The organism is Streptococcus mitis, from assembly GCF_047464945.1.
GTDB classification, from domain to species: domain Bacteria; phylum Bacillota; class Bacilli; order Lactobacillales; family Streptococcaceae; genus Streptococcus; species Streptococcus mitis_EA.
This window is the reverse complement of record NZ_JASHAX010000004.1, coordinates 124,710-150,658: the sequence shown is the minus strand read 5'-3', so window position 1 is coordinate 150,658 and position 25,949 is coordinate 124,710. Positions and strand designations below refer to the sequence as shown.

23 protein-coding genes and 1 pseudogene are annotated in these 25,949 nt (G+C 40.9%); 18 read left to right on the top strand and 6 right to left on the bottom strand.

The window, feature by feature from the left end; all coding sequences use genetic code 11:
* Positions 1 to 115 precede the first annotated feature (115 nt).
* Genes QM424_RS06305 through QM424_RS06295 form a run of 3 tightly spaced genes read right to left on the bottom strand, consistent with a single transcriptional unit; the run spans position 116 to position 1,964 of the window.
* Positions 116 to 883: a hypothetical protein gene (locus QM424_RS06305; RefSeq protein WP_414393718.1), complete on the bottom strand. Its 768-nt coding sequence runs from the start codon at positions 881 to 883 to the stop codon at positions 116 to 118.
* Positions 884 to 898: 15 nt separating this feature from the next.
* Entirely contained in the window at positions 899 to 1,594 is a 696-nt protein-coding gene (locus QM424_RS06300) for an ABC transporter ATP-binding protein (RefSeq protein WP_414393715.1), read from the bottom strand.
* A 4-nt stretch (positions 1,595 to 1,598) separates the two neighbouring features.
* Positions 1,599 to 1,964 carry a GntR family transcriptional regulator gene (locus tag QM424_RS06295; protein ID WP_000119149.1) on the bottom strand — a complete coding sequence of 122 codons (366 nt, stop codon included), beginning with the start codon at positions 1,962 to 1,964 and terminating at the stop codon, positions 1,599 to 1,601.
* A gap of 139 nt (positions 1,965 to 2,103) precedes the next feature.
* On the opposite strand from QM424_RS06295, the gene nrdR reads away from it, so the two are divergent.
* From nrdR to QM424_RS06265, 6 genes are all read left to right on the top strand, one after another.
* On the top strand, positions 2,104 to 2,577 hold the full coding sequence (nrdR, locus tag QM424_RS06290) for a transcriptional regulator NrdR (protein WP_001203672.1): 474 nt from the start codon (positions 2,104 to 2,106) through the stop codon (positions 2,575 to 2,577).
* A complete protein-coding gene (locus QM424_RS06285; RefSeq protein WP_414393712.1) occupies positions 2,578 to 3,747 on the top strand; it encodes a DnaD domain protein in 1,170 nt (389 codons plus the stop codon). It abuts the gene before it with no gap.
* Positions 3,748 to 4,644: a primosomal protein DnaI gene (gene dnaI, locus QM424_RS06280; protein WP_414393709.1), complete on the top strand. Its 897-nt coding sequence runs from the start codon at positions 3,748 to 3,750 to the stop codon at positions 4,642 to 4,644. It abuts the gene before it with no gap.
* Positions 4,641 to 5,354: an NADPH-dependent oxidoreductase gene (locus QM424_RS06275; RefSeq protein WP_414393706.1), complete on the top strand. Its 714-nt coding sequence runs from the start codon at positions 4,641 to 4,643 to the stop codon at positions 5,352 to 5,354. Before dnaI ends, QM424_RS06275 begins: the two co-directional genes overlap by 4 nt.
* Positions 5,355 to 5,367: 13 nt before the next feature.
* Positions 5,368 to 6,678 carry a ribosome biogenesis GTPase Der gene (der, locus tag QM424_RS06270; RefSeq protein ID WP_001207696.1) on the top strand — a complete coding sequence of 437 codons (1,311 nt, stop codon included), beginning with the start codon at positions 5,368 to 5,370 and terminating at the stop codon, positions 6,676 to 6,678.
* An 83-nt stretch (positions 6,679 to 6,761) separates the two neighbouring features.
* Positions 6,762 to 7,097 (top strand): hypothetical protein, encoded by a 336-nt coding sequence (locus QM424_RS06265; protein ID WP_414393704.1) that lies wholly within the window; start codon positions 6,762 to 6,764, stop codon positions 7,095 to 7,097.
* 9 nt (positions 7,098 to 7,106) lie between these two features.
* On the opposite strand, the gene QM424_RS06260 is transcribed toward QM424_RS06265, so the two are convergent.
* Complete coding sequence (locus QM424_RS06260) at positions 7,107 to 7,289, bottom strand: hypothetical protein (protein ID WP_414393701.1); 183 nt, start codon at positions 7,287 to 7,289, stop codon at positions 7,107 to 7,109.
* Positions 7,290 to 7,327: 38 nt separating this feature from the next.
* Between QM424_RS06260 and QM424_RS06255 the strand changes: the two genes are divergently transcribed.
* The 10 genes from QM424_RS06255 to recG all read left to right on the top strand — a co-directional run bounded on the left by QM424_RS06255 (position 7,328) and on the right by recG (position 18,046).
* A complete protein-coding gene (locus tag QM424_RS06255) occupies positions 7,328 to 8,119 on the top strand; it encodes a hypothetical protein (protein WP_414393699.1) in 792 nt (263 codons plus the stop codon).
* Positions 8,112 to 8,753, top strand: coding sequence for a hypothetical protein (locus QM424_RS06250; RefSeq protein WP_414393821.1), 642 nt, complete (start codon positions 8,112 to 8,114; stop codon positions 8,751 to 8,753). Before QM424_RS06255 ends, QM424_RS06250 begins: the two co-directional genes overlap by 8 nt.
* Before the next feature lie 3 nt (positions 8,754 to 8,756).
* Positions 8,757 to 9,407 (top strand): ABC transporter ATP-binding protein, encoded by a 651-nt coding sequence (locus QM424_RS06245; RefSeq protein WP_414393697.1) that lies wholly within the window; start codon positions 8,757 to 8,759, stop codon positions 9,405 to 9,407.
* Between the two features lie 10 nt (positions 9,408 to 9,417).
* Positions 9,418 to 9,708 carry a hypothetical protein gene (locus QM424_RS06240; RefSeq protein WP_414393695.1) on the top strand — a complete coding sequence of 97 codons (291 nt, stop codon included), beginning with the start codon at positions 9,418 to 9,420 and terminating at the stop codon, positions 9,706 to 9,708.
* A 145-nt stretch (positions 9,709 to 9,853) separates the two neighbouring features.
* A complete protein-coding gene (gene secA / locus QM424_RS06235; protein WP_261024786.1) occupies positions 9,854 to 12,367 on the top strand; it encodes a preprotein translocase subunit SecA in 2,514 nt (837 codons plus the stop codon).
* A gap of 80 nt (positions 12,368 to 12,447) precedes the next feature.
* Positions 12,448 to 13,479 carry a 3-deoxy-7-phosphoheptulonate synthase gene (locus QM424_RS06230; protein WP_414393692.1) on the top strand — a complete coding sequence of 344 codons (1,032 nt, stop codon included), beginning with the start codon at positions 12,448 to 12,450 and terminating at the stop codon, positions 13,477 to 13,479.
* A 1-nt stretch (position 13,480) separates the two neighbouring features.
* Positions 13,481 to 14,512: a 3-deoxy-7-phosphoheptulonate synthase gene (locus QM424_RS06225; protein ID WP_000864041.1), complete on the top strand. Its 1,032-nt coding sequence runs from the start codon at positions 13,481 to 13,483 to the stop codon at positions 14,510 to 14,512.
* Between the two features lie 44 nt (positions 14,513 to 14,556).
* Positions 14,557 to 14,919 (top strand): holo-ACP synthase, encoded by a 363-nt coding sequence (acpS, locus tag QM424_RS06220; RefSeq protein ID WP_414393819.1) that lies wholly within the window; start codon positions 14,557 to 14,559, stop codon positions 14,917 to 14,919.
* A complete protein-coding gene (gene alr / locus QM424_RS06215) occupies positions 14,909 to 16,012 on the top strand; it encodes an alanine racemase (RefSeq protein WP_414393690.1) in 1,104 nt (367 codons plus the stop codon). Before acpS ends, alr begins: the two co-directional genes overlap by 11 nt.
* Positions 16,013 to 16,030: 18 nt before the next feature.
* Positions 16,031 to 18,046: an ATP-dependent DNA helicase RecG gene (gene recG / locus QM424_RS06210; protein ID WP_414393688.1), complete on the top strand. Its 2,016-nt coding sequence runs from the start codon at positions 16,031 to 16,033 to the stop codon at positions 18,044 to 18,046.
* 666 nt (positions 18,047 to 18,712) lie between these two features.
* Here recG and QM424_RS06205 read toward each other — a convergent pair.
* Complete coding sequence (locus QM424_RS06205; RefSeq protein WP_414393686.1) at positions 18,713 to 19,627, bottom strand: Rpn family recombination-promoting nuclease/putative transposase; 915 nt, start codon at positions 19,625 to 19,627, stop codon at positions 18,713 to 18,715.
* A 141-nt stretch (positions 19,628 to 19,768) separates the two neighbouring features.
* Positions 19,769 to 20,309 (bottom strand): annotated as a pseudogene (locus QM424_RS06200) (GNAT family N-acetyltransferase).
* Between the two features lie 390 nt (positions 20,310 to 20,699).
* Between QM424_RS06200 and QM424_RS06195 the strand changes: the two are divergent.
* Complete coding sequence (locus tag QM424_RS06195; protein WP_414393683.1) at positions 20,700 to 21,680, top strand: acetylxylan esterase; 981 nt, start codon at positions 20,700 to 20,702, stop codon at positions 21,678 to 21,680.
* A 563-nt stretch (positions 21,681 to 22,243) separates the two neighbouring features.
* The gene (locus QM424_RS06190; protein ID WP_414393680.1) at positions 22,244 to 25,435 is read left to right on the top strand and encodes an SIALI-17 repeat-containing surface protein; all 3,192 of its coding nucleotides are present in this window, start codon (positions 22,244 to 22,246) and stop codon (positions 25,433 to 25,435) included.
* Positions 25,436 to 25,949 lie beyond the last annotated feature (514 nt).

Here is a 25,949-nt window from a genome sequence, read left to right as displayed (position 1 = left end):
TATACATGTAATTAGTTTTAAAGTCATTATACTCCTTTTTATTAAATACTTCATATAAAAATGTAAGTCCTGAGAACGAAAAAGTCTAGCGAGTTATTGTCACTAGACTTTAAAACTATTGTAAATTAACCTTGTTTTTCAAGATATAGTAGGTTCCGAGATAAAAGATAGCTATGAAAATGAGTTCTTCAAAAATGCCCGTACTTGCTCCCATATAGAAATTATCATTAAATCCTGCAAGTGAATTGACATAGAAGTTCGCACTGGTATTGAAGAAGACTTCAATAAAGCCAATGACGATTTGGATCCCAATGTAGGCTGCAACAGCGAGTGCTGTGCGGTATTCGTTGAAAAGTTGTCCAATGGAAATAGCCAAGTAGATGCAGAGGATACTGGAAATGGTATTTAGTAGGAGGGATAACCCCACAAGAGAGAGTTGAGGAAGGTATGTTCCTAGAAGTGGAATCAAGTCAGAATTTGACATCCATTCTGGAACCGTTATAGTCACAATAAGAAAAGCACTTAGAGCCAGTACAGCCGAGCTAAGTATAGACCAGATGAAGGCTCCGACTAATTTAGCTGTGATGATATAGTGCTCAGAAACTGGCAAGGTCAAAGTCAGATAGCCTTGGCGGTCATAGACACTACCTTTGAAGCGTTTGATAATCAAGAAAAGAGTTGAAATCCCAAGTGTAATTATCAAGCCACCAAAGACGAGAGCCAGAAAGATAAATAGGAAAGGTTGGCTATCTTTGAAAGATATATAATTATAGTAGTGTCCTTGCATTCCTAGGGGGACGGAAAGGGCTATCACAGCAGCGTAAAGGGCTAAATACCACTTGTTAACATTTTTAAATTCGTAGCGAACTAAATTCCAAAACATAATAATCTCCTTTGCTTAGGCCTTAAATTCCTGACGGAAGAGCTGGTCAATGGATTCACCAGACTCATAGCGAATATCATCTACATTGCCTTGACGAACGACTTTTCCATCTTTGAGGAAGACAATTTCATCCAAGATTGGCTCGATATCAGAAATCAAGTGGGTAGAAATCAAAACGGTAGAAGCTGGGGAGTAGTTGTTGATAATGGTATTGAGGATATAATCACGAGCAGCAGGGTCAACACCTCCAATGGGTTCGTCTAGAACGTAGAGACGAGCATCACGGCTCATAACCAAAATCAGTTGAACCTTTTCCTTGTTCCCTTTTGATAGTTTCTTGAGACGGCTATTTTCATCAATGCCCAGGTCTGCAAGTAGATGATGGGCGCGTTCAAGATTGAAATCTTTATAAAAGGTCTTGAAGTAGGTTAGGGCTTCTTTGACCTTCATTTGCTCATTGAGATAGGTCGTATCTGGCAAATAAGCTACGATAGCCTTGGTTGCTGGGCTTGGGTCCATGTCGTTGATGAGGACGCGCCCTTGATCTGGTTGTAAGAGGCCGTTGATTAGTTTAATCAGGGTTGTTTTTCCTGAACCGTTTGGGCCAAGGAGACCGACAATTTTTCCAGCTGGGATGTCAAGGGAAACATTTTCGAGGGCTGGGGTTGCTCCATAAGATTTGGATACATTTTCAAATGCTAGTAATGACATAGGCTTAAACTCCTTTAATATAATCGCCGACTACGCCTGGTAGTTCTTCTTTTTCATAGCCAAAATGGGTCATGGAGGAAACGAAGTGTTCCAATTCTTCTTCCGATAGTTGTTTGCGCGATTGGGCGATTAGCTCCTTATCCTCAGTCACAAATCGTCCAGTTGTTCGCTTGCTGTAGACAAATCCTTCTCGTTCGAGGTCTGATAATGCTCTTTGGATGGTGTTTGGATTGACCCCTGCCTCGCTAGCTAGCTCTCTCACGGTCGGAAGTTGTTGATTGGGTTCCAGTGTATGGGAAACAATCTGAAGCTTGATTTTCTCCATAATCTGTAAATAAATGGGTTTTTTATTGTCAAATGTCCAGGACATCTTGGTCTCCTTTCTCCTATCTATTTGTCTTAATTAAATAATACAACAAAACAAAAAACTTGTCAAGCAAAAAGAAGAATTGTTTTGGGAATCGTTTAAAAAATGGTATAATGAAAAGAAAACGATAAGGAGGGAAAGGATGCGTTGTCCAAAATGTGGGGCTACCAAGTCAAGTGTTATCGATAGTCGCCAAGCAGAAGAAGGGAACACCATTCGTAGAAGACGTGAGTGCGATGAATGCCAGCACCGTTTTACAACCTACGAACGAGTAGAAGAAAGAACCTTAGTGGTTGTTAAAAAAGATGGCACACGGGAACAATTCTCCAGAGATAAAATCTTTAATGGAATTATCCGCTCAGCCCAGAAACGTCCTGTGTCAAGTGATGAAATCAACATGGTAGTCAATCGTATCGAACAGAAACTCCGTGGTCGAAATGAAAATGAAATTCAAAGTGAGGACATTGGTTCACTCGTCATGGAGGAGTTGGCTGAGTTAGATGAGATTACCTATGTACGTTTTGCCAGTGTCTATCGTAGTTTTAAGGATGTGAGTGAGTTAGAGAGCTTGCTCCAACAAATCACCCAGTCCTCTAAAAAGAAAAAGGAAAGATAAATGAAGCCAATTGACCGTTTTTCTTATCTAAAGAATAATCGGGTGTCGCAAGATACCTCATCTCTGGTACAGTGCTACCTCCCGATTATCGGTCAGGAGGCGCTGAGCCTTTATCTTTATACGATTAGTTTTTGGGATAATGGCAGAAAGGAATACCTCTTTTCAAGAATTCTCAATCATCTCAACTTTGGAATGGATAGACTGATAAAATCCTTGAAAATCCTATCTGCTTTTAATCTCTTGACCCTCTATCAAAAGGGGGATGCTTATCAGCTAGCCATTCATGCTCCACTTTCGAGTCAGGACTTCTTGGAACATCCTGTTTATCGTAGACTCTTGGAGAAAAAGATTGGCGATGCAGCTGTGGAAGACTTGGGAGTTGAAAGTGCTGAGGGAGAAGAAATACCTGTCTCACTCAATCAAGTCTTTCCAGATTTGGCAGAACTAGGTAGTCAAGAAGACCTTGGTATTAAGAAGAAAGTGGCCAACGATTTTGACTTGGACCATTTTCGTCAGCTTATGGCTCGAGATGGGCTTCGTTTTGCGGATGAGCAGTCCGATGTCTTAATCCTGTTTGCCATTGCTGAGGAGAAGAAATGGACTTGGTTTGAAACCTATCAATTGGCTAAGTCAACAGCTGTTTCCAAGGTCATTTCAACCAAACGCATGCGTGAAAAAATCGCTCAAAAACCTGTTTCCTCTGACTTTAATCCTAAGGAAGCAACCATTATCAAAGAAGCCAAAAGTAAAACGGCCTTGCAGTTCTTGGCAGAAATCAAGCAAACACGCAAGGGGACCATTACCCAAACAGAAAGAGAACTCTTGCAACAGATGGCTGGCTTGGGCTTGCTGGACGAAGTCATCAATATCATTCTCTTATTGACCTTTAATAAGGTGGATTCGGCAAATATCAATGAGAAATATGCCATGAAGGTAGCCAATGACTATGCCTATCAAAAGATTCATTCGGCAGAAGAGGCAGTCTTGCGAATCCGTGAGCGAGGGCAGAAGAATCAGGCTCAAAAAAGCAGTAAACCCAGTCCTGCCAAATCCAATGTACCCAAGTGGAGCAATCCAGATTATAAGAATGAAACCAGCGAGGAAACTCGTCTGGAACTAGAACGTAAGAAACAAGAACTATTAGCTCGATTAGAAAAAGGAGGAGATTAGATGGAAAGTGTCGGAGACGTACTCAAACGTCAACCTAGCCGTTTTCATTATCAAGATTTGGTCCAGAAAATCATGAAGGACCCTGATGTTGCGGCCTTTATCCAGCAAGAATCCTTGACTCCAGAGGAATTGAATCGCAGTATCTCCAAGTTTAATCAGTACATCACCGAGCGTGACAAGTTTCTTCGTGGTGATACGGACTATATTGCCAAAGGCTACAAGCCGATTTTGGTTATGAATCATGGCTATGCGGACGTTTCTTACGAAGAAACTCCTGAACTAATCGCAGCGGAAAAAGAAGCGGCTATTAAGAACCGTCTCAAGTTAATCAATCTGCCAGCCAGTCTCAAGAAAGCTAGTTTGGCTCAAGTAGACTTGGATGATTTGGGTCGCTTGCCAGTTTTTGAAAAGCTATTAGCATTCGTGGAGCAATATCCAGCTATTCGAAAAGGTCTTTACCTATATGGAGACTTTGGTGTGGGAAAAAGTTTCATGGTGGCTGCCTTGGCTCATGATTTATCAGAAAAACGTGGTGTTTCATCAACTCTCCTCCACTATCCTAGCTTTGTCATTGATGTCAAAAATGCTATCGGTGATGGTAATGTCAAGACCTTGGTGGATGAGATTAAGCTTTCTGAAGTCCTGATTTTAGATGATATTGGTGCCGAGCAATCAACAGCTTGGGTGCGTGATGAAATTCTGCAGGTCATTCTCCAATATCGGATGCAGGAAAATTTACCGACCTTTTTCACATCCAACTTCGACTTTGAAGAATTGGAGCAGCATTTCGCTAAAGGGAAACATGGAAATGACGAAACCTGGGAAGCTAGACGGGTCATGGAACGCATCCGTTATTTGGCAGAGGAGACTCGTTTAGAAGGAGTAAACCGTCGATGACAGAAACGATTAAACTGATGAAAGCTCATAAGTCTGTTCGAAGATTTAAGGAGCAAGCCCTTCCTCAGGAAGACTTGACTGAAATCCTGACAGCAGCCCAGAAGGCTTCGTCTTGGAAGAATTTCCAATCATACTCTGTGATTGTTGTAAAAAGTCAAGAGAAGAAAGATGCCTTGTATGAATTAGTGCCTCAAGAAGCCATTCGCCAGTCAGCTGTTTTCCTTCTCTTTGTCGGAGATTTGAATCGAGCGGAAAAAGGAGCACGACTTCATACCGACACCTTCCAACCCCAAGGTGTAGAAGGTCTCTTGATTAGTTCAGTCGATGCGGCTCTTGCTGGTCAAAATGCCCTGCTGGCAGCTGAAAGTTTGGGCTATGGAGGTGTCATCATTGGTTTGGTACGGTACAAGTCAGAAGAAGTGGCAGAGCTTTTTAACCTGCCTGATTACACCTATCCTGTCTTTGGGATGGCACTGGGGCTTCCAAATGAAGAACATGAAGTCAAACCTCGCTTGCCATTGAATCAAGTGGTGTTTGAGGAAGAATACCAAGAACAGTCAACTGAGGCAATCGAAGCTTATGACCGTGTACAGGCGGACTATGCTGGAGCGCGTGCAACCACAAGCTGGAGTCAGCGCCTAGCAGAACAGTTCAGTCAAGCTGAACCAAGCTCAACTAGAAAAAATCTTGAACAGAAGAAGTTATTGTAGAAAGTGAGAAATTATGGCCCTACCAACTATTGCCATTGTAGGACGTCCCAATGTTGGGAAATCAACCCTATTTAATCGGATCGCTGGTGAGCGAATCTCCATTGTAGAAGATGTTGAAGGAGTGACACGTGACCGTATCTATGCAACGGGTGAGTGGCTCAATCGTTCCTTTAGCATGATTGATACAGGAGGAATCGATGATGTCGATGCTCCTTTCATGGAACAAATCAAGCACCAGGCAGAAATCGCCATGGAAGAAGCCGATGTTATCGTCTTTGTCGTGTCTGGTAAGGAAGGGATTACCGATGCGGACGAATACGTAGCCCGTAAGCTTTATAAGACCCACAAACCAGTTATCCTCGCAGTGAACAAGGTGGACAACCCTGAGATGCGAAATGATATCTATGATTTCTATGCTCTTGGTTTGGGGGAACCACTGCCAATCTCATCTGTCCATGGTATCGGTACAGGGGATGTGCTAGACGCGATCGTAGAAAATCTTCCAAATGAATACGAAGAAGAAAATCCAGATGTCATTAAGTTTAGCTTGATTGGTCGTCCCAACGTTGGAAAATCAAGCTTGATCAACGCTATCTTGGGAGAAGACCGTGTCATTGCTAGTCCTGTGGCTGGAACAACGCGTGACGCCATTGATACCCACTTTACAGATACAGATGGTCAAGAGTTTACCATGATTGATACGGCTGGTATGCGTAAGTCTGGTAAGGTTTATGAAAATACTGAGAAATACTCTGTCATGCGTGCCATGCGTGCTATTGACCGTTCAGATGTGGTCTTGATGGTCATCAATGCGGAAGAAGGCATCCGTGAATACGACAAGCGTATCGCAGGATTTGCCCATGAAGCTGGTAAAGGAATGATTATCGTGGTCAACAAGTGGGATACTCTTGAAAAAGACAACCATACTATGAAAAACTGGGAAGAAGATATCCGTGAGCAGTTCCAATACCTGCCTTACGCACCGATTATCTTTGTATCTGCTTTGACCAAGCAACGTCTCCACAAACTTCCTGAGATGATCAAGCAAATCAGCGAAAGTCAAAACACACGGATTCCATCAGCTGTCTTGAACGATGTAATCATGGATGCTATTGCCATTAACCCAACACCGACAGACAAAGGAAAACGTCTCAAAATCTTCTATGCGACCCAAGTGGCAACTAAACCACCAACCTTTGTCATCTTTGTTAACGAAGAAGAACTCATGCACTTTTCTTACCTGCGTTTCTTGGAAAATCAAATCCGCAAGGCCTTTGTCTTTGAAGGAACACCAATCCATCTCATCGCAAGAAAACGTAAATAAAAAAGTAGAATCTGGAATGACATTTCCAGATTTTTTTGATAGAATGAAGTTGAAGAAAACGCTATCAAAAAGAGGTGTTGATAATGGAACATTTGTTTAAATTCTTACTTTTAGCACCTTACTTTTATTTTGATAACTGGATTGAAAAGGCCAATAGAGATAGTAAATTTTTCCCAATTTTTTACTATTTTTACTGGTTTTACATCCCCCTCTATGCTCTTTTTAGCCTTGCTTGGACAGTTATTTCAGTTCTGTTTTTCAATATCGTCTTGAGAAATTTGACAGATATCAAGTTATGGGGCATTTGGTTTCTTTTTATTCTGCTAGCTATTGGTCTGAATAGGTCAACTTATTTCTGTTTCAAAAAAATGCTTCGCTTGAGACGAGAACTCGGAAAGTCTAAAGGCGGAAGGCATTGATTTATACTCTTAGAAAATCTCTTCAAACCACGTCAACGTCGCCTTGCCGTAGGTATGGTTACTGACTTCGTCAGTTATATCCACAACCTCAAAACAGTGTTTTGAGCTGACTTCGTCAGTCTTATCTACAACCTCAAAGCAGTGCTTTGAGCAACCTGCGGCTAGTTTCCTAGTTTGCTCTTTGATTTTCATTGAGTATTATATTACTTTCTATTTGTAGGAGGTGGCTTATGAAGATTCCTCTCTTAACTTTGGCAAGGAATAAATTTGTTTATGTCTTGCTTACTTTGATTTTTCTTGCTTTGGTTTATCGTGATTTTTTGATGACTTATTTCTTTTTTGATATTCATGCGCCTGACCTAGCCAAATTCGATGGACAAGCAATTAAAAATGACTTATTAAAATCAGCTTTAGATTTTCGTATTCTCCAGTTCAATCTAGGCTTTTATCAATCATTTATTATTCCAATCATCATTTCTTTGCTAGGTTTTCAATACATTGAGCTGAAAAATAAAGTTTTACGATTGAGTATTGGAAGAGAAGTGAGTTATCAAGGGTTAAAAAGAAAGTTGACTTTTCAAGTTGCAAGTATCCCTTGTGTGATATATTTAGTGACTGTGCTGATAATTGCAATCATAACCTATTTCTTTGGGACTTTTTCGCCTCTGGAATGGAATTCACTATTTTCTGATGGAAGTAGTTTACAAAGGTTTCTAGATGGAGAAATAAAAAGTTATTTGTTTTTTATGTGTGTCCTTCTAATCGGTATCTTCATCAATACGGTTTATTTTTTAAAAATAGTTGATTATTTAGGGAATGTGACTCGTTCGGCAATTGCCTATTTGATGTTTCTTTGGCTTGGTTCTATGCTGCTCTATAGTATCTTGCCATACTATATGGTTCCTATGACGAGTTTGATGCAAGCTAGCTATGGGGATGTAAGTTTGATGAAACTCTTTACTCCTTATATCCTTTATATTGTCCCTTATATGGTGCTTGAAAAATATGAAGATAATGTTTAAGAATTTTAACAATATTTTGCTAAAGAGAAAGATTGTTTTACTACTTCGTATAGTTCTGATGATGATTTTGACCAACTATCTATTGTCAACAGCGGTTCAAAAGCAGGATGTTTTTCTCTTTTTCAAGAGGGAATTGATTTCAATCTTTTCCTATAATGACTATTCTGAAGTGAATTTAGAAATCCCCAAACTCTTGTTAAACCTTTCGATTTTCATGGTTGGATGGCTCTCTGTCATTTTGCTTGAAACTGATTTGGCCGATCATTATCATCATTTGATTCGCTATCAATCAAGCTCCTTTTTCGATTATACAAGGAAACGATTGGTTGTCATTTCTAAATTTTTTACTCAAGATTTATTTGTCTGGTTTCTTGGTTTACTTCCGCTAGGAATTCATTTCAAAACAGTTGCTCTCTTCTTTTTACTTGCTCAGTTAATGATGTTGTATTTGTTACTGTCTTATCTGATAGCACTGATTAGTGCGGGCGCTGGTTTTTCCTTTTTTCTCTATTTTTTAGCATTTGTGGGACAAGAATGGATGATGGATCATATTGTAACAGTGTATTTAGTACTCTTAAGTTTATTAGTTATCTTGATTGTTAGTCGCTTGGAAGAGAAATTTAAGAAAGGATAAACGATGAGACTTGAAATTATAAATGGACAGAAAATTTATGGGAAAAGACCTATTTTAAATCAGTTGAATTTGGTCTTTCAATCAGGAAAAATTTATGGCCTTAAAGGTGATAATGGATCTGGCAAGACAGTTCTTTTAAAGATACTTGCTGGTTATATTAAGCTTGACAAAGGAAAAGTTCTTCAAGATGGGAAAGTTTACGGGGTGAAAAATCATTATATTCAGGATGCAGGGATTTTAATCGAAAAGGTAGAGTTTCTATCTCATTTATCCCTGAGAGAAAATTTGGAACTGTTAAGGTATTTTTCATCAGAAATTACTGAAAAAAGAATTGCCGATTGGATCCAATATTATGATTTAAAGGAATTTGAAGACGTTGAGTACCGTCATTTATCCTTAGGAACAAAGCAAAAAATGGCTTTGATTCAAGCCTTTATTGCCGAGCCATCTATACTCTTTCTTGATGAACCTATGAATGCTTTGGATGAGAAGAGTGTGAGGTTAACCAAACAGGTCATTTTATCTTATCTGAAAAAAGAAAATGGTTTGGTTATCCTGACTTCGCATATATCGGAAGATATTTCAGATCTTTGTACAGATGTATTAGTTGTCGAAAATGGGCATATACAATATTTAAAGGATATACAATCCTAGGAGGTAGCTTATGGCACGTCTAAAATCATTTATTACACGCTATTCCAAGGTCTATATTGGTTTAGTTCTGCTTATCTGGCTGGCTTTCTTCTTTGTTCCTTGGGATAAACCAGTTCTGGGAATATCTATCAATCTCTTAATCATGCAGAAAGTTTTACTAGTTTTTGGAATTCTGTCGATTTTGATGGCCTTGCTGTCCAAGAAAGTCAGTCTCTTTGTTTTTGGACTTATCTGTTGTCTTTCTTTTTGGATAAATCTATTTATCCTATTTGCGATTTTGCCGATTTTTGTTGGCAATTAGATCATCATAAAAGTCAGAGAGGTTAGCTTGGAAACTAGCCTCTTTTTCCTTTTCAAAATGGGGATTCTTCCTTGAAAATAATCAGTAATTGTGCTAAAATTAAAAGAACATTCTAAAATATTCGGAATTTAAAGTAAGGAAAAACATGGCTAATATTTTAAAAACAATTATCGAAAATGATAAAGGAGAAATCCGTCGTCTGGAAAAGATGGCTGACAAGGTTTTCAAATACGAAGACCAAATGGCTGCTTTGACAGATGACCAACTAAAAGCAAAAACAGTTGAATTTAAAGAACGTTATCAAAATGGAGAATCACTGGATTCACTGCTTTATGAAGCATTTGCGGTTGTCCGCGAGGGTGCCAAACGTGTCCTAGGTCTCTTCCCATATAAGGTTCAGGTCATGGGTGGAATCGTTCTTCACCATGGTGACGTGCCAGAGATGCGTACAGGGGAAGGGAAAACCTTGACTGCGACCATGCCCGTATACCTCAATGCCCTTTCAGGTAAAGGGGTTCACGTAGTTACGGTCAACGAATACCTGTCCGAACGTGATGCGACTGAGATGGGTGAATTGTACTCTTGGCTTGGCTTGTCAGTAGGGATTAACTTGGCTGCCAAATCTCCAATGGAGAAAAAAGAAGCCTATGAGTGTGATATTACCTACTCAACCAACTCAGAAATCGGATTTGACTACCTTCGTGATAACATGGTCGTTCGCGCTGAAAACATGGTACAACGCCCGCTTAACTATGCCTTGGTCGATGAGGTTGACTCAATCTTGATTGATGAGGCGCGTACACCTTTGATCGTATCAGGTGCTAATGCGGTTGAAACTAGTCAGCTCTACCACATGGCAGACCACTATGTGAAATCTTTGGACAAAGACGACTACATCATCGATGTGCAGTCTAAAACTATTGGTTTGTCTGATTCAGGGATTGACAAGGCTGAAAGCTACTTCAAGCTTGAAAACCTCTATGACATCGAAAACGTAGCTCTGACTCACTTTATCGATAATGCCCTTCGTGCTAACTACATCATGCTTCTCGATATTGACTATGTGGTGAGCGAAGAACAAGAAATCTTGATCGTTGACCAATTTACAGGTCGTACCATGGAAGGTCGTCGTTATTCTGATGGATTGCACCAAGCCATTGAAGCTAAAGAAGGTGTGCCAATTCAGGATGAAACCAAGACATCTGCCTCAATCACTTACCAAAACCTTTTCCGTATGTACAAGAAATTGTCTGGTATGACGGGTACAGGTAAGACTGAGGAAGAAGAATTCCGTGAAATTTACAACATTCGTGTTATCCCAATCCCAACAAACCGTCCTGTTCAACGTATTGACCACTCAGACCTTCTTTATGCAAGTATCGAGGCTAAGTTTAAGGCGGTTGTCGAAGACGTTAAGGCTCGTTACCAAAAAGGTCAGCCTGTCTTGGTTGGTACAGTAGCGGTTGAAACCAGTGACTACATTTCTAAGAAATTGGTCGCAGCTGGCGTTCCTCACGAAGTTTTGAATGCTAAGAACCACTATAAAGAAGCCCAAATCATCATGAATGCTGGTCAACGTGGTGCTGTTACTATCGCAACCAACATGGCCGGTCGTGGTACCGACATCAAGCTTGGTGAAGGGGTTCGCGAATTGGGTGGACTTTGTGTGATTGGTACAGAACGCCATGAAAGCCGTCGTATCGATAATCAGCTTCGTGGACGTTCAGGTCGTCAAGGAGACCCAGGTGAGTCACAATTCTACCTATCTCTTGAAGATGACTTGATGAAACGTTTTGGTTCTGAACGCTTGAAGGGAATTTTTGAACGCTTGAACATGTCTGAAGAGGCGATTGAGTCTCGCATGTTGACACGTCAGGTTGAGGCGGCGCAAAAACGTGTCGAAGGAAATAACTACGATACCCGTAAACAAGTCCTTCAATACGATGACGTCATGCGTGAACAACGTGAGATTATCTATGCTCAACGTTACGATGTCATCACTGCAGACCGTGACTTGGCACCTGAAATTCAGGCTATGATCAAACGCACGATTGGTCGTGTCGTTGATGGTCATGCGCGTGCCAAACAAGATGAAAAACTAGAGGCAATTTTGAACTTTGCTAAGTACAACTTGCTTCCAGAAGATTCTATTTCAATCGAAGACTTGTCAGGTTTGTCTGATAAGGCTATTAAGGAAGAACTCTTCCAACGGGCCTTGCAAGTTTACGATAGTCAGGTTTCAAAACTACGCGATGAAGAAGCAGTTAAAGAATTCCAAAAAGTCTTGATTCTACGAGTGGTAGATAACAAGTGGACAGATCATATCGATGCCCTCGATCAATTGCGTAATGCGGTTGGACTTCGTGGTTATGCTCAGAACAACCCTGTTGTTGAGTATCAGGCAGAAGGTTTCCGTATGTTTAATGACATGATTGGTTCGATTGAGTTTGATGTGACACGCTTGATGATGAAAGCACAAATTCATGAACAAGAAAGACCACAAGCAGAACACCATATCAGTACAACAGCGACTCGCAATATCGCTGCCCACCAAGCAAATATGCCAGAAGATCTGGATTTGAGTCAGATTGGACGGAATGACCTTTGCCCATGTGGTTCTGGTAAGAAGTTTAAAAACTGTCACGGTAAAAGACAATAAAATGAGATAGTTTAGAGGCGGATACCTTGTGAAAAGTAAATTTTTACTTGGTATCCGTTTGATTTATAAGGAGATGAGTTATGGTATTTACAGCAAAAAGTCCTAAAATTAATATTGAAGAAGTTTGTGCCTTATCAAAATTAGAAGGCCAAGCTTTGGAGAGAAAATCACAGCGCGATCAAGAGCTAGAAGCCATTATACGTGGAGAAGACCAGCGGATTCTCTTGGTAATCGGGCCATGCTCATCTGACAATGAAGAAGCTGTTCTTGAATACGCTAAGCGTTTGGCAGCTTTGCAAGAAGAAGTGGCAGACCGTATCTTTATGGTTATGCGTGTTTATACTGCTAAACCCCGTACCAACGGAGATGGCTATAAGGGCTTGATTCACCAGCCTAATGCGACAGAAGCCCCTAGCCTCATCAACGGAATCAAAGCTGTGCGCCATCTTCACTATCGTGTCATCACAGAGACTGGTATGACAACGGCTGATGAAATGCTTTATCCTGAAAATCTTCCGCTTGTAGATGATTTGATTTCTTACATGGCGGTTGGTGCCCGTTCAGTTGAAGACCAGCAACACCGCTTTGTGGCAAGCGGGGCAGATTTCGCGACTGGTTTTAAAAATCCAACCTCTGGAAATCTCAATGTTATGTTTAATGGGATTTATGCTGCTCAAAACAAACAAAGTTTCCTTTTCCTAGGAAAAGAAGTGGAAACAACTGGGAACCCACTTTCGCACGCTATTCTTCGTGGAGCAATCAATGAGTATGGTAAGAATATTCCTAACTACTACTATGATAATTTGATGGATACCATTGCCCAGTATGAGAAAATGGGCTTGGAAAATCCTTTTATCATCGTCGATACCAATCATGACAACTCTGGTAAGCAATATATGGACCAGATTCGAATTGTCCGCCAGACCTTGATTAATCGTGATTGGAATGAAAAAATCAAGCAGTACGTTCGTGGCTTTATGATTGAGTCTTATCTAGAAGACGGCCGTCAAAACGAACCGGAAGTATTTGGCAAGTCTATCACTGACCCTTGTCTGGGCTGGGAGAATACGGAAGTCCTCGTCAGAGAAATCTACCAAACGTTAGGAGAATAAGATGGCATTTATTGAAAAAGGTCAAGAAATCGATATTGAAGCAATCAAGGCAGAAACCCAATTGTCTGCGGAAGCCTTGCGACTAAAGGAGCGTCGTGATAGAGAATTGGCAGACATCATTTCAGGAGAAGATGACCGGATCCTTTTGGTGATTGGTCCTTGCTCGTCTGACAATGAAGAGGCTGTTTTGGAATATGCCCGCCGTTTATCCGCCTTGCAAAAGAAGGTGGCGGACAAGATTTTTATGGTTATGCGTGTTTATACTGCTAAACCACGCACCAACGGAGACGGCTATAAAGGCTTGGTACACCAGCCAGATACTTCCAAGGCTCCAAGCCTGATTAATGGCTTGCAGGCTGTGCGCCAGTTGCACTACCGCGTGATTACAGAGACTGGTTTGACAACGGCAGATGAGATGCTTTATCCGTCAAATCTGGTCTTGGTAGATGATTTGGTCAGCTACCATGCTGTGGGGGCTCGTTCTGTGGAAGACCAAGAGCATCGCTTTGTAGCCTCAGGGATTGATGCACCAGTGGGGATGAAAAATCCAACCTCAGGAAACCTTGGGGTCATGTTTAACGGTATCTATGCCGCTCAGAACAAACAGACCTTCCTCTTCCATGGTCAAGAAGTTGAGACTTCAGGAAATCCCTTGGCCCACGTCATCCTTCGTGGCGCAGTTAATGAATATGGGAAAAATGAGCCTAACTTTTACTATGAAACCTTGCTAAATGCCATTGAGCGCTATGAAGCCATGGGACTTGAAAATCCCTTTATCCTCATCGACACCAATCATGATAATTCAGGCAAGCAATATATGGAACAGATTCGAATTGTTCGTCAGACCTTGCAAAATCGTGATTGGAATGAGAAAATCAAAAAGACAGTTCGAGGCTTTATGATTGAATCTTACCTAGCAGATGGTCGTCAAAACCAACCAGAGGTTTTTGGTTGTTCTATTACCGACCCTTGTCTAGGTTGGGAAAATACAGAGGCTTTGGTAGAAGAGATTTATGCTACCTTGACAAAATAAGTGAAAAGGATGGAGTTGGGGAATCTCAACTCCTTTTGATGAGAATGATAGTTGGACACGGAATTGATATCGAGGAATTAGCTTCGATAGAACGCGCAGTTACACGACATGAAGGATTTGCTAAGCGCGTGCTGACAGCTAAGGAAATGGAGCGGTTTGCCAGTCTCAAAGGGCGCCGGCAGATTGAATATTTAGCTGGTCGCTGGTCGGCTAAGGAGGCCTTTTCCAAGGCTATGGGAACGGGTATTGGCAAGCTCGGTTTCCAGGATTTGGAAGTCTTGAACAATGAACGCGGTGCGCCTTATTTTAGTCAGTCACCGTTTTCAGGAAAGATTTGGCTCTCTATCAGCCATACAGATCAGTTTGTGACAGCCAGTGTCATTTTGGAGGAAAATCATGAAAGTTAGTCCACATAGACCAACCAAGGCTCTGATTCATCTGGGAGCTATTCGACAAAATATTCAGCAAATGGGGGCTCATATCCCTGAAGGAACGCTCAAATTTGCAGTGGTCAAGGCTAATGCCTATGGGCATGGGGCTGTTGCCGTTGCCACGGCTATTCAAGATGATGTTGATGGCTTTTGCGTTTCGAATATTGATGAAGCCATTGAACTCAGACAGGCTGGACTCAGCAAACGAATCCTCATTTTAGGAGTTTCTGAAATCGAAGCAGTTGCTCTTGCTAAAGAATACGACATCACCTTGACAGTGGCTGGACTGGAGTGGATTAAAGCACTCTTAGATAAGGAAGCGGACCTAACTGGATTGACAGTTCACCTCAAGATTGATTCAGGAATGGGACGGATTGGTTTTCGAGAGGCCGGTGAGGCTGAGCAGGCTCAAGACTTGCTCCAACAACATGGTGCTCGTGTTGAAGGGATTTTTACCCACTTTGCTACTGCGGACGAAGAATCAGATTCCTATTTTAATACTCAGTTAGAACAATTTAAAGCTATTTTGGAAAGTATGAAAGCTCTTCCAGACTTGGTTCATGCCAGCAATTCTGCAACGACTCTATGGCATGCAGAGACTATTTTCAATGCGGTTCGTATGGGAGATGCTATGTATGGTCTTAACCCTAGTGGAGAGGTCTTGGACTTGCCTTATGACTTGACACCAGCCTTGACCTTGGAGTCTGCTCTGGTCCATGTCAAGACAGTTTCAGCTGGAGCTTGCATGGGCTACGGAGCGACCTATCAGGCGGCTAGCGAGCAAGTCATAGCGACGGTGCCAATCGGCTATGCGGATGGATGGACACGAGACATGCAGAATTTCTCCGTCTTGGTAGATGGGCAAGCTTGCCCAATTGTTGGACGAGTTTCTATGGACCAAATCACCATTCGTCTGCCTAAGGTTTACCCACTTGGAACCAAGGTAACTTTGATTGGTTCTAACGGGGGCAAGGAAATCACAGCAACTCAGGTAGCGGCCTACCGTGGCACTATTAACTATGAGGTGGTTTGTCTTCTCAGCGACCGCATTCCGAGAGAATATTATTAGAAAAGAAAGGAGTGGAGCATGAATCTACATCAACCCTTGCATGTCTTACCTGGTGTGGGACCAAAGTCAGCAGAAAAATACGCCAAACTAGGAATTGAAAACTTGCAAGACCTCTTGCTCTACTTTCCTTTCCGTTATGAAGACTTCAAAACCAAGCAGGTGCTGGAGCTGGAAGACGGGGAGAAGGCAGTCCTATCTGGTCAAGTCGTGACTCCTGCCAGTGTCCAGTATTATGGTTTCAAGCGCAATCGCCTGCGCTTTAGTCTTAAGCAGGGAGAAGTTGTTTTTGCGGTGAATTTCTTTAACCAGCCCTATCTAGCTGATAAGATAGAGTTGGGAGCAACCCTGGCTGTCTTTGGAAAATGGGACCGTGCCAAGGCTAGTTTGACTGGGATGAAGGTCTTAGCTCAGGTGGAAGATGACCTCCAACCTGTTTATCGCTTGGCTCAGGGAATCAGTCAGGCCAGTCTGGTCAAAGTTATCAAGACAGCCTTTGATCAGGGACTGGACCTCTTGATTGAGGAAAATCTTCCCCAGTCTTTGCTGGACAAATACAAACTCATGTCCCGTTGTCAGGCAGTTCGTGCTATGCATTTCCCCAAGGATTTGGCAGAATACAAGCAGGCCCTTCGCCGTATCAAATTTGAGGAACTCTTTTATTTCCAAATGCAGTTGCAGATGCTCAAGTCTGAAAATAGAGTTCAGGGAAGCGGTCTGGTTCTGGATTGGTCTCAGGAAAAAGTGACAGCAGTTAAAGAAAATCTTCCTTTTGCCTTGACTCAAGCTCAGGAAAAGAGTTTGCAGGAAATTTTGACCGACATGAAGTCGGACCACCACATGAATCGTCTCCTGCAAGGTGATGTGGGGAGCGGGAAAACGGTGGTCGCTGGCTTGGCTATGTTTGCGGCAGTGACGGCTGGCTACCAGGCTGCTCTCATGGTGCCAACAGAAATCCTTGCAGAGCAACATTTTGAGAGTTTACAGAACCTTTTTCCAGACTTGAAACTGGCTCTCTTGACAGGTTCCTTGAAAGTTGCAGAAAAGAGAGAAGTCTTGGAGACTATTGCCAATGGTGAAGCTGATTTGATTATCGGAACTCACGCTCTGATTCAGGATGGAGTGGATTATGCTCGTCTTGGCTTGATTATCATCGATGAGCAGCACCGTTTTGGTGTGGGGCAAAGGCGTATTTTACGGGAAAAAGGGGACAATCCAGACGTACTCATGATGACGGCAACTCCCATTCCACGGACGCTGGCCATCACAGCCTTTGGCGATATGGATGTTTCCATTATCGACCAGATGCCTGCGGGTCGGAAACCTATTGTGACACGTTGGATTAAGCATGAGCAACTGCCTCAGGTCTTGACTTGGTTAGAGGGGGAAATCCAAAAAGGTTCTCAAGCCTATGTCATCTCTCCCTTGATTGAAGAATCAGAAGCTCTGGATTTGAAAAATGCCATTGCCTTATCAGAGGAATTGACGGCTCATTTTGCTGGTAAGGCAGAGGTGGCCCTCCTACATGGCAAGATGAAGAGTGATGAAAAAGACCAGATTATGCAGGAGTTCAAAGAGAGAAAAACAGATATTCTGGTTTCGACGACAGTTATCGAGGTCGGGGTCAATGTTCCCAATGCGACCGTTATGATTATCATGGATGCCGATCGCTTCGGGCTCAGCCAGCTTCACCAGCTTAGAGGCCGTGTCGGTCGGGGGGACAAGCAGTCCTATGCTGTTCTAGTGTCCAATCCCAAGACTGATTCTGGGAAAGATCGCATGCGCATCATGACAGAAACCACCAATGGATTTGTCCTTGCGGAGGAAGATTTGAAAATGCGTGGTTCAGGTGAGATTTTTGGAACCAGACAGTCAGGCCTTCCAGAATTCCAAGTGGCTGATATTATCGAAGATTTTCCGATTTTAGAAGAAGCCAGAAAGGTTGCTAGCTACATTAGTTCTATTGAAGGCTGGCAAGAGGATCCAGAATGGCGCATGATAGCTCTTCACTTGGAAAAGAAAGAACATTTAGATTAATACTCTTCGAAAATCAAATTCAAACCACGTTAACTTCGCCTTGCCGTACTCAAGTACAGCCTGCGGCTAGTTTCCTAGTTTGCTCTTTGATTTTCATTGAGTATAAGCTTTCTCTAAGGAAATCTTAAGCTAGCTTTCAGGTTTGGCCTTTATACTAGAGTCATCAAAAAGAAACGAGGACTCTTACATGACCGTAACGATTAAAGTAAATTACCAAACCACTTTCCAAAAGAAAGAAGCAACAAAATAAGATTGAATAGGAGAAGAAAGAGCGGAAATGCTCTTTTTTTGTTTCTAAAAGCACAATTTATTGAATCTAAAATAGCACACTGCGGATTCTAAAAAATTTCTAGAAATTATAGTAGATTGAATCCGAAATAGTCCACCGAGTTTTCTAAAACATTGCTAGAAATTAGCTTGAATTCCGCAATCAATTTGTTCAGTTTTTATTTCATTTAACTATAATTTGACTTTCCTAATTTCTTTGTTCATATCTTATTTCAATACACTATATCTTACTATTTCAGAGCCCACATATAGCATAACTAAAAAAACAGATTCTCCCATCTATTACGGAAAAATCTGTCATTGATTAAATGATTTACAAAAACTCCAACCACGGCTTGCGAACCTTGTCTTTTCTGGTTTCTCTATATTTTTTAGTTCTTATTTATGATGCTCTTTTAATAGTTCTTCAAACTCAGCGACAGTCATACTCAACTGTTGACTGGCAACTTCAGAAGGCAAAAGACCTTGACGGACTAGATTTAATAGCGTCGACAAACTTCCTTCAACTTTTCCACGCTCCAGTCCCTGTTCAATTCCTTTTGCCCTAGCTTGTTCCAAGGCATAGTCCTGCGCTAACAAGGCTTGTTCTTCTCGCATACGTAGTTGACTAAACATCTTCCTGTCCTCCTCGGACCAGCTCTTGTAGTCTAGCAGTTGGTCTGCCTGGCTGATGGCTCGCTCGGGTTCCTGAGTAAAGGGTTTATTCCCAAAAAACTCCAACCACGGTTTGCGAACCTTATCTTTGCTGGTTTCTCTGTATTTTTTGAGTTCCAAGAATGCCATCTTGACTAGATGGTGTTCCTGTCCATTGTTTGTGATAGTTAAGACCTCACCTGTCGTGTCCTCGCGCATACTAAAGCTGTGAAAAGCCAAGTCATCTTGGAAGTAGTTGCTGTCCACAATTGCAATGGCGTAAACAGGAGCGATATACTTGTAACTCTGGTGGGTGTCACCTTCACGTTGGCGAATTTTTTCGAGGTTTTGATTGACCTGACTGCACAAATAAGCCCACAGGCGATTGATGAAAAAATTCTGATGATGCACCTGAATCTCAATGATTACTTGTGTCCCATTGTCTAACTCTGCCAATACGTCTATACTGGTATAGAAATCTTGGGCTGAATAAGGCATGGAAGGCAAGATGTGAATATTGCTCCCCTCCAAAATGGTCACATTTTTGGCTGGCAAGTCCAACATATCGCGTATAAATTGACAAGTGATTTCTGGATTGCTAAAGATTTTCTTAGCAACCAAATCATTGGTTGGGCTGATGCCCGGATGTCTGAGAATCATCCATTCCCTCCTTCTATTATACCATATTTTAAAATCTAATTTTGCTAGATTCGATGGTTCTATCTATTTATTCGGAAAAAAGAGGATAAATGAAATAGTAAATAAAAAATAAGAACAGCTGATAAGCAATAAATTTTAAGATTATCTGTATTCTCCGCTTATCTGATAATAAATAAGGTTCGCAATATAGCCTTTTCTCTCTACCCCATTTGCAACAGTCTTTAGATAGGACATTCCAGTCTTATCCATAACATGACCTGAAGCTGGGTTGAGACTGGCATATCGTGCTTTGACTTTTTTGAGTAAAACAGAAGTCTAAGATAGCTTTTAAGGCCTCTGTCATAAGACCACGACTCCAATAGTTTTTTCCTAAAACATAGCCAATTTCACAACTGGAATCATCCTCATTCATCTCAATGATGCTGATATCTCCTATCACTTGCTCTGGGTTTTCTTTGAGGTAAATGGCTCATTTGTAATAGTTGGGATTGGCATAGGAAGCAACCCAATTACAAATCGAGTTTCGAGTGACCTCAACATCAGGATGGGGCTCCCAAGTAACATAAGTCAGATTCTCAGCAGACGAAGCCCAATTTTGAAACATGGCTTCCGCATCACTCTCCACAAATCTTCTCAAGATTAAACGGTTTGTCTGTAATATTTGCGTACCTATTGCTTTCATGATGTTACCTCGCTTTCTGGTGTGTGATTCTCTATTCAATCTCCATTGAAACTATAGTATATTGAGATAAACTGTAGACAAATCAACTGTGGCATTCACATTAATTTCTAAAAATACTTTAGAAGTTGATTGGTACTATTCTAGATTCAATTTATTAGACTTTCAGTCAGTAGGTTTGAAGAAATAAAATCTAAATTCACTTTCTATATTATACTCAATGAAAATCAAAGAGCAAACTAGGAAACTAGCCGAAGGCTGTACTTGAGTACGACAAGGCGACGTTGACGTGGTTTGAAGAGATTTTCGAAGAGTATTTACCCTTCTTTCTTGCAATGCTTTTCTAGATATGCTACAGTTGTGGTAGCGATTACAAAATAAAAGGAGTATATTATGAAAAATCCAGCTTTGCTAGAAGAAATTAAGACCTATAAAGGCAGGGATGAGGTTCCAGAAGACTTTGATGCTTTCTGGGATGAGGAGGTGAAAAAAGTTTCAACTCTTCCAGCCTACCAGTTGGAGGAAAGAAATTTCCACATTCCTCAAGTCAAGTGCTATGAATTAACCTTTGAAGGAACCAATGAAGGTAAGGTCTATGCGCGCGTCGTTCTTCCAAAAAGTGAGGAGAAGGTTCCACTAATCTTCCATTTCCATGGTTATATGGGACGTGGCTGGGACTGGGCTGACATGCTGGCCTTCACCGTTGCTGGTTATGGTGTTGTTTCCATGGATGTGCGGGGGCAGTCGGGTTACTCACAAGACGGCTTGCGTTCTCCCCTAGGAAATACAGTTAAGGGGCATATTATCCGTGGTGCTGTGGAAGGTCGGGATCACCTCTTTTATAAGGATGTTTATCTGGACATTTACCAGTTGGTTGAAATTGTTGCCAGTATGCCTCAGGTAGATGAGAAGCGACTTTCTAGCTATGGTGCCTCGCAAGGAGGGGCTCTAGCCTTGGTTGCGGCAGCGCTCAATCCTCGGATTCAGAAAACAGTTGCCATCTATCCTTTCTTGTCAGACTTCAGACGAGTGCTTGAGATTGGTAATACTAGCGAGGCTTACGACGAACTTTTCCGTTATTTCAAGTTTCACGACCCCTTCCATGAAACTGAGGAGGACATCATGGCGACCCTTGCCTATATCGATGTGAAAAATCTTGCCCATCGTATCCAAGGTGAAGTTAAGATGATTACTGGCTTGGACGACGATGTTTGCTACCCTATTACCCAGTTCGCGATTTACAACCGCCTGACTTGCGACAAGGTCTATCGCATCATGCCTGAGTATGCCCATGAAGCCATGAATGTTTTTGTCAATGACCAAGTCTACAACTGGCTGTGTGGTAGTGAGATTTCTTTTAAATATGTGAAGTGATGAATGAGAGAGCCCAGTAGCTCTCTTTTTGTACAGAGTCTAGTCAGCAAAGATTCTAGTTCATATATACTTTGAAATTCATACTCTTCGAAAATCTCTTCAAACCACGGCAGCTTTATCTGCAACCTCAAAGCAGTGTCTTGAGTAGCCTGCGGCTAGCTTCCTAGTTTGCTCTTTGATTTTTATTGAGTATGAGTTTTTTTCTGGGCTGTGGTGTCAAACAATTCATTTTCTATCTAGTTGGGTATAAGCTATTTCAATACATTGGAAAGCGTCTGTGAAATATGTTATAATTTATAAGAAAATATACAGTTTCGCTACAAATGAACATTTATATATACGTTTATGTATAAGATGGTTTTTTCATTAGGATAATATCTTGTAAAAACGATATTCCTGTAGATACAGTACTTAAATAGCATTTGTAAAGGAACAAAATAATCTATAGCTATTTTTATTGTAAGAATCAAAGTAGAGAATGTTATGCTAATGGAAACTGTAATATTTTATTTTTTAGAATATACTTGGATAAATTAATTTTGAAAGTTAAAGTGAGGTAATGTATGTTTGTGTGTTTAAAAGGTTTAGGAAAATTTCGTAAATCCAAAGCTTATGGTTTGGTTGGTTGTTTGACACTATCCGCAGCGATTGGCTTAGCTGCACCAGAGTTACCAATTATTGGTGGCGGGGTTGTTTCTGCTGATGTCATTCAAGGCGGTAGTGATATTCACGATGTGGACGTTCATAGTAAATCTGCAGAAGGTGTTGCTATGACTTATACCACTTATGATAGCGGAACAAGTGGAAAACAAACCGCATCAGGTAGCGGTGTCTTTGTAGCGCCGAATGTGATGGTAACAGTAGCTCATAACTACTATGATAAAAACCAAGAGGATAAGTCTGCAGTATTGCGCGGTGGGGAGTCTGCTCGTAGTTATGTTGTGATGAACTCAGAGACAGAGAAGAGTAATAAAGTACCTACTTCAGGGGTATCAGAAGCTCTTGAAAAAGACTCTATTCACTTGTATAACGGCAAAGACTTTGGGAAAGACTATAGCAACGATTTAGCAGTGGTTATCACTAAAAAACCTGTCGAAGCTATGACAGGTGGTGAGGACTCTCCAAGAGAGTTGAGTGATAAAGAGGTTTCTACGGGTGATAGCATCACTATGGTCGGATATCCCAATGATTTTTCTACTCCAAATTTAAGTAAAGAAAATAAAGCTCGATTGAAAGATGGTAAGGCTTATTCAGTCTCCACAAATGTGAGCAGTATCAATAAAGAGAGTGGTGCAGTCACTTATCATTCCTCAGCTTTAGGAGGTTTTTCAGGCGCTCCTTTGTTTAATGATAAGGGAGAGGTAGTTGGTATCCACCAGCATGGAACCAATACTTCAAGCGCCCCTGAGAGTGAGCGTATTGGGGGTGGTACGATTTTTACGGACAAGCACAGAGCTTGGATTCGTTCTATGATTGATAAATATGGTATAAAGGGTTGGTATATAGATGGTGCAAACCGTTACTACTATGATGAAAATCATATAGCTTTAAAAGATGTAGAGTCTGAGATTGACGGTGCTTGGTATAGTTTTGATGAAAAAGGTCGAGCTACTTTAGTAAAAGGTGAAGAAAAAGGTCGTGTTCTACTTCGAGTGGAAGATACTAAAGGAACTCGCTTGATTTCAGATAAGGTTGTTCAGGAAGGTCCCATTGGAAGTGGTTTGAATTTTCATTTAAGACAAAATCCAGATTTCAAACAGTTAATAGCAACTTCCCCAACAGCTAAAGTTGTATCCTATAACGGAGTATCAATTAACAAACTAGCAAGTGATACTACTTGGTCTGATGACTATGTCAGTAAGTTAGCTTTAGGAGATACAATTATAAGAGCGGTAGTAGATTCGGTAACTCCTCCATCTACCTCTTCTTCGGATTTTGCAAGAACGGAAGTTGGTAAAGTCGATTTGAGTGGTAAATCGAACTTACCTGTACCTAGTAAAGAGGTGTTACAAGCTCCGAATGGTTCAGAAAATTTTTATGCTACAACGCACATTCAAACGCCAGATGGGTCGGGGTCAGGTACTTTAATTGCACCCAATTTGGTGTTAACAGTTGCTCATAATTTTTTAACAGTTAAAGGTTCTGAGGTAGTTACTAAGTCTGGTCGCACCAATACAGTGTATAAAGCAACTTTACCGAATGGGTTGTCTGTGAATTTTTCAGATGATGATATTGTTTATTGGAATAAGAAAGATTCAGTATTTGGATTTAAAAACGACTTAGCTTTGGTTCGGTTAAAAGAAGCAGTAAAAGGAGTAACTCCTGTAGAGGTTGTAAAACAATCTTCGAAAGTTGCAGAGGGGGATTCAGTTTCGGTCTATGGTTTTCCAGATAACAAGCTAAGTCCAGTTTTAGATAGCAAAGTAGTAGGAACTACAGACTTCGGTTCTGGAATAGAGGGAATTAGCTATGGAGGTACGAAACCTGGAGCGTCTGGTGGTGGTCTTTATAATGATAAAGGTGCTTTAATTGGAGTTCACCAAAACGGTGTTGTAGGAAGCCGCAGTGGTGGTTTGGTTTTATCAAAAGAGCAGCTGGATTGGGTTCGTTCTTATATTGAGGGTCAACCAAAAGATCCTGTCTATGTGGAAGATAAAGAAGTGGAACCTTCTAAGAAGGATTCGGATAAGGATTTAGCTGGGAAATTAGATCCAAAAAAAGATAGTGGAAAAGAAGATTCTGGTAATTTAGGTACATCTGGTGACTTTGCAGCTCCTACAGTAGCTAAGCCAGAGTTTAGAGGCGGGGTCAATGGTGCAGATGCTGAAGTTCATCACATTTCAGACTTCACAGGCGGAGTGAATGGAAGCGACTCACTTGTTACAGAAGTTCCAGAGTATAGTGGTGTTATATCTACATTAGGTGGTTCTCCAGCTCCTACCGTAGCTAAGCCAGAGTTTAAAGGTGGCGTGAATGGAGGCGACTCACTTGTTACAGAAGTTCCAGAGTATACAGGAACACTACCAACAGTAGTAGAAGAATCGGCCCCAATAGTTGAAAAACAGAACTCCACAGGAGAAGTGAGTGTGGTAGCAAGTCCTATGCATGATAACAATAGAGATAGTAAGAATGAAGCAACAATGAAACAAGTTATCACAAGAATTGCTAGTTCACAACGTATTTTCAAAAATGAAGCAGGAAGTGTGCAAATTCAAGCTTCAGAAGAAGTATTGGAAAATGTGATAGGTGTTCAAATTCAAGAAGTTCAAGTTAGTGATCTAAGTTCATTAAACTATAAAGCATTTGATATTCAATTAAAGGATACAGCTGCTAGAACTGTTCAGCCTAACGGAAAAGTCCTAGTTACTTTTGCTATGGATCAGTCTGTTGAGAATGTTTATGCTGTAGATCCAGAAGGAAACCTATACACTATTGAATTCGAACAAAAAGATGGAAAGATTATTTTTGAGATTAGCAATTCTAGTATTTATGCGATGACTTTCCGATTCTCTATCGACAATCCACCATTTAAAAAACCTATAGAAGCTAAAAAGAACGAGGAACTTTCTCTATCCCCTAAACTGTTATCTACAAATGAGAGATCAGGATTTAATCAATTAGATAAGAAAGTAGGTAACGATGAACAAACTATGTTACCAAATACAGGTGAGACTTCTTCATTACTAACAATCTTATTCGGTTTTGTGGGAACGATCCTTGGAGTAATGATTTCTTATAAGCGAAAAGACAGTTAATTTGTCTTCAGTTGTTCTTTGAACTTTTATGTTCATATAAAATAAACCGAGTCTGGGACAAAAGTCTAGCCTTAAATATGAAAAGCGAACAAAACGAGTTATCTGACACTCAGAATTCTGTATTGTTCGCTTTTTTGTCTAATCTATCGATTTTTAAAATTCATAATAAAGAATTCCTAAAATCAAAATCTTTTTATACCAGACTCGCGCATCGAAGATTATACTCAAAAAATTCCAAGCGCGATACAGTAAAGGTGTTCAAGCTAATTGTAAAGCGAAAAGAGAAAAATATGAAACAAAAGGCTCAGGGGTTATCGTTTACACTCTTTATTGAAGGAGAAAGTTTAGTCCTAACTTAATGACATTGGAGCATATATTATTTCTCTTTTTGTTATAGAAGTCGAAAGTACTTTTAAAGAAGATAGAAGTATAAAAATATTTCTGAAAATAGAATCTATTGTAGATTAATATAGAAAAATATATTGTTTTATTGTATAATAAAGAAAAATCTAGA

Coding starts and splice junctions, on each gene's coding strand:
- QM424_RS06305 (WP_414393718.1), bottom strand. CDS start 883: ATGTTTTGGAATTTAGTTCGCTACGAATTTAAAAATGTTAACAAGTGG.
- QM424_RS06300 (WP_414393715.1), bottom strand. CDS start 1,594: ATGTCATTACTAGCATTTGAAAATGTATCCAAATCTTATGGAGCAACC.
- QM424_RS06295 (WP_000119149.1), bottom strand. CDS start 1,964: ATGTCCTGGACATTTGACAATAAAAAACCCATTTATTTACAGATTATG.
- nrdR (WP_001203672.1), top strand. CDS start 2,104: ATGCGTTGTCCAAAATGTGGGGCTACCAAGTCAAGTGTTATCGATAGT.
- QM424_RS06285 (WP_414393712.1), top strand. CDS start 2,578: ATGAAGCCAATTGACCGTTTTTCTTATCTAAAGAATAATCGGGTGTCG.
- dnaI (WP_414393709.1), top strand. CDS start 3,748: ATGGAAAGTGTCGGAGACGTACTCAAACGTCAACCTAGCCGTTTTCAT.
- QM424_RS06275 (WP_414393706.1), top strand. CDS start 4,641: ATGACAGAAACGATTAAACTGATGAAAGCTCATAAGTCTGTTCGAAGA.
- der (WP_001207696.1), top strand. CDS start 5,368: ATGGCCCTACCAACTATTGCCATTGTAGGACGTCCCAATGTTGGGAAA.
- QM424_RS06265 (WP_414393704.1), top strand. CDS start 6,762: ATGGAACATTTGTTTAAATTCTTACTTTTAGCACCTTACTTTTATTTT.
- QM424_RS06260 (WP_414393701.1), bottom strand. CDS start 7,289: ATGAAAATCAAAGAGCAAACTAGGAAACTAGCCGCAGGTTGCTCAAAG.
- QM424_RS06255 (WP_414393699.1), top strand. CDS start 7,328: ATGAAGATTCCTCTCTTAACTTTGGCAAGGAATAAATTTGTTTATGTC.
- QM424_RS06250 (WP_414393821.1), top strand. CDS start 8,112: ATGTTTAAGAATTTTAACAATATTTTGCTAAAGAGAAAGATTGTTTTA.
- QM424_RS06245 (WP_414393697.1), top strand. CDS start 8,757: ATGAGACTTGAAATTATAAATGGACAGAAAATTTATGGGAAAAGACCT.
- QM424_RS06240 (WP_414393695.1), top strand. CDS start 9,418: ATGGCACGTCTAAAATCATTTATTACACGCTATTCCAAGGTCTATATT.
- secA (WP_261024786.1), top strand. CDS start 9,854: ATGGCTAATATTTTAAAAACAATTATCGAAAATGATAAAGGAGAAATC.
- QM424_RS06230 (WP_414393692.1), top strand. CDS start 12,448: ATGGTATTTACAGCAAAAAGTCCTAAAATTAATATTGAAGAAGTTTGT.
- QM424_RS06225 (WP_000864041.1), top strand. CDS start 13,481: ATGGCATTTATTGAAAAAGGTCAAGAAATCGATATTGAAGCAATCAAG.
- acpS (WP_414393819.1), top strand. CDS start 14,557: ATGATAGTTGGACACGGAATTGATATCGAGGAATTAGCTTCGATAGAA.
- alr (WP_414393690.1), top strand. CDS start 14,909: ATGAAAGTTAGTCCACATAGACCAACCAAGGCTCTGATTCATCTGGGA.
- recG (WP_414393688.1), top strand. CDS start 16,031: ATGAATCTACATCAACCCTTGCATGTCTTACCTGGTGTGGGACCAAAG.
- QM424_RS06205 (WP_414393686.1), bottom strand. CDS start 19,627: ATGATTCTCAGACATCCGGGCATCAGCCCAACCAATGATTTGGTTGCT.
- QM424_RS06195 (WP_414393683.1), top strand. CDS start 20,700: ATGAAAAATCCAGCTTTGCTAGAAGAAATTAAGACCTATAAAGGCAGG.
- QM424_RS06190 (WP_414393680.1), top strand. CDS start 22,244: ATGTTTGTGTGTTTAAAAGGTTTAGGAAAATTTCGTAAATCCAAAGCT.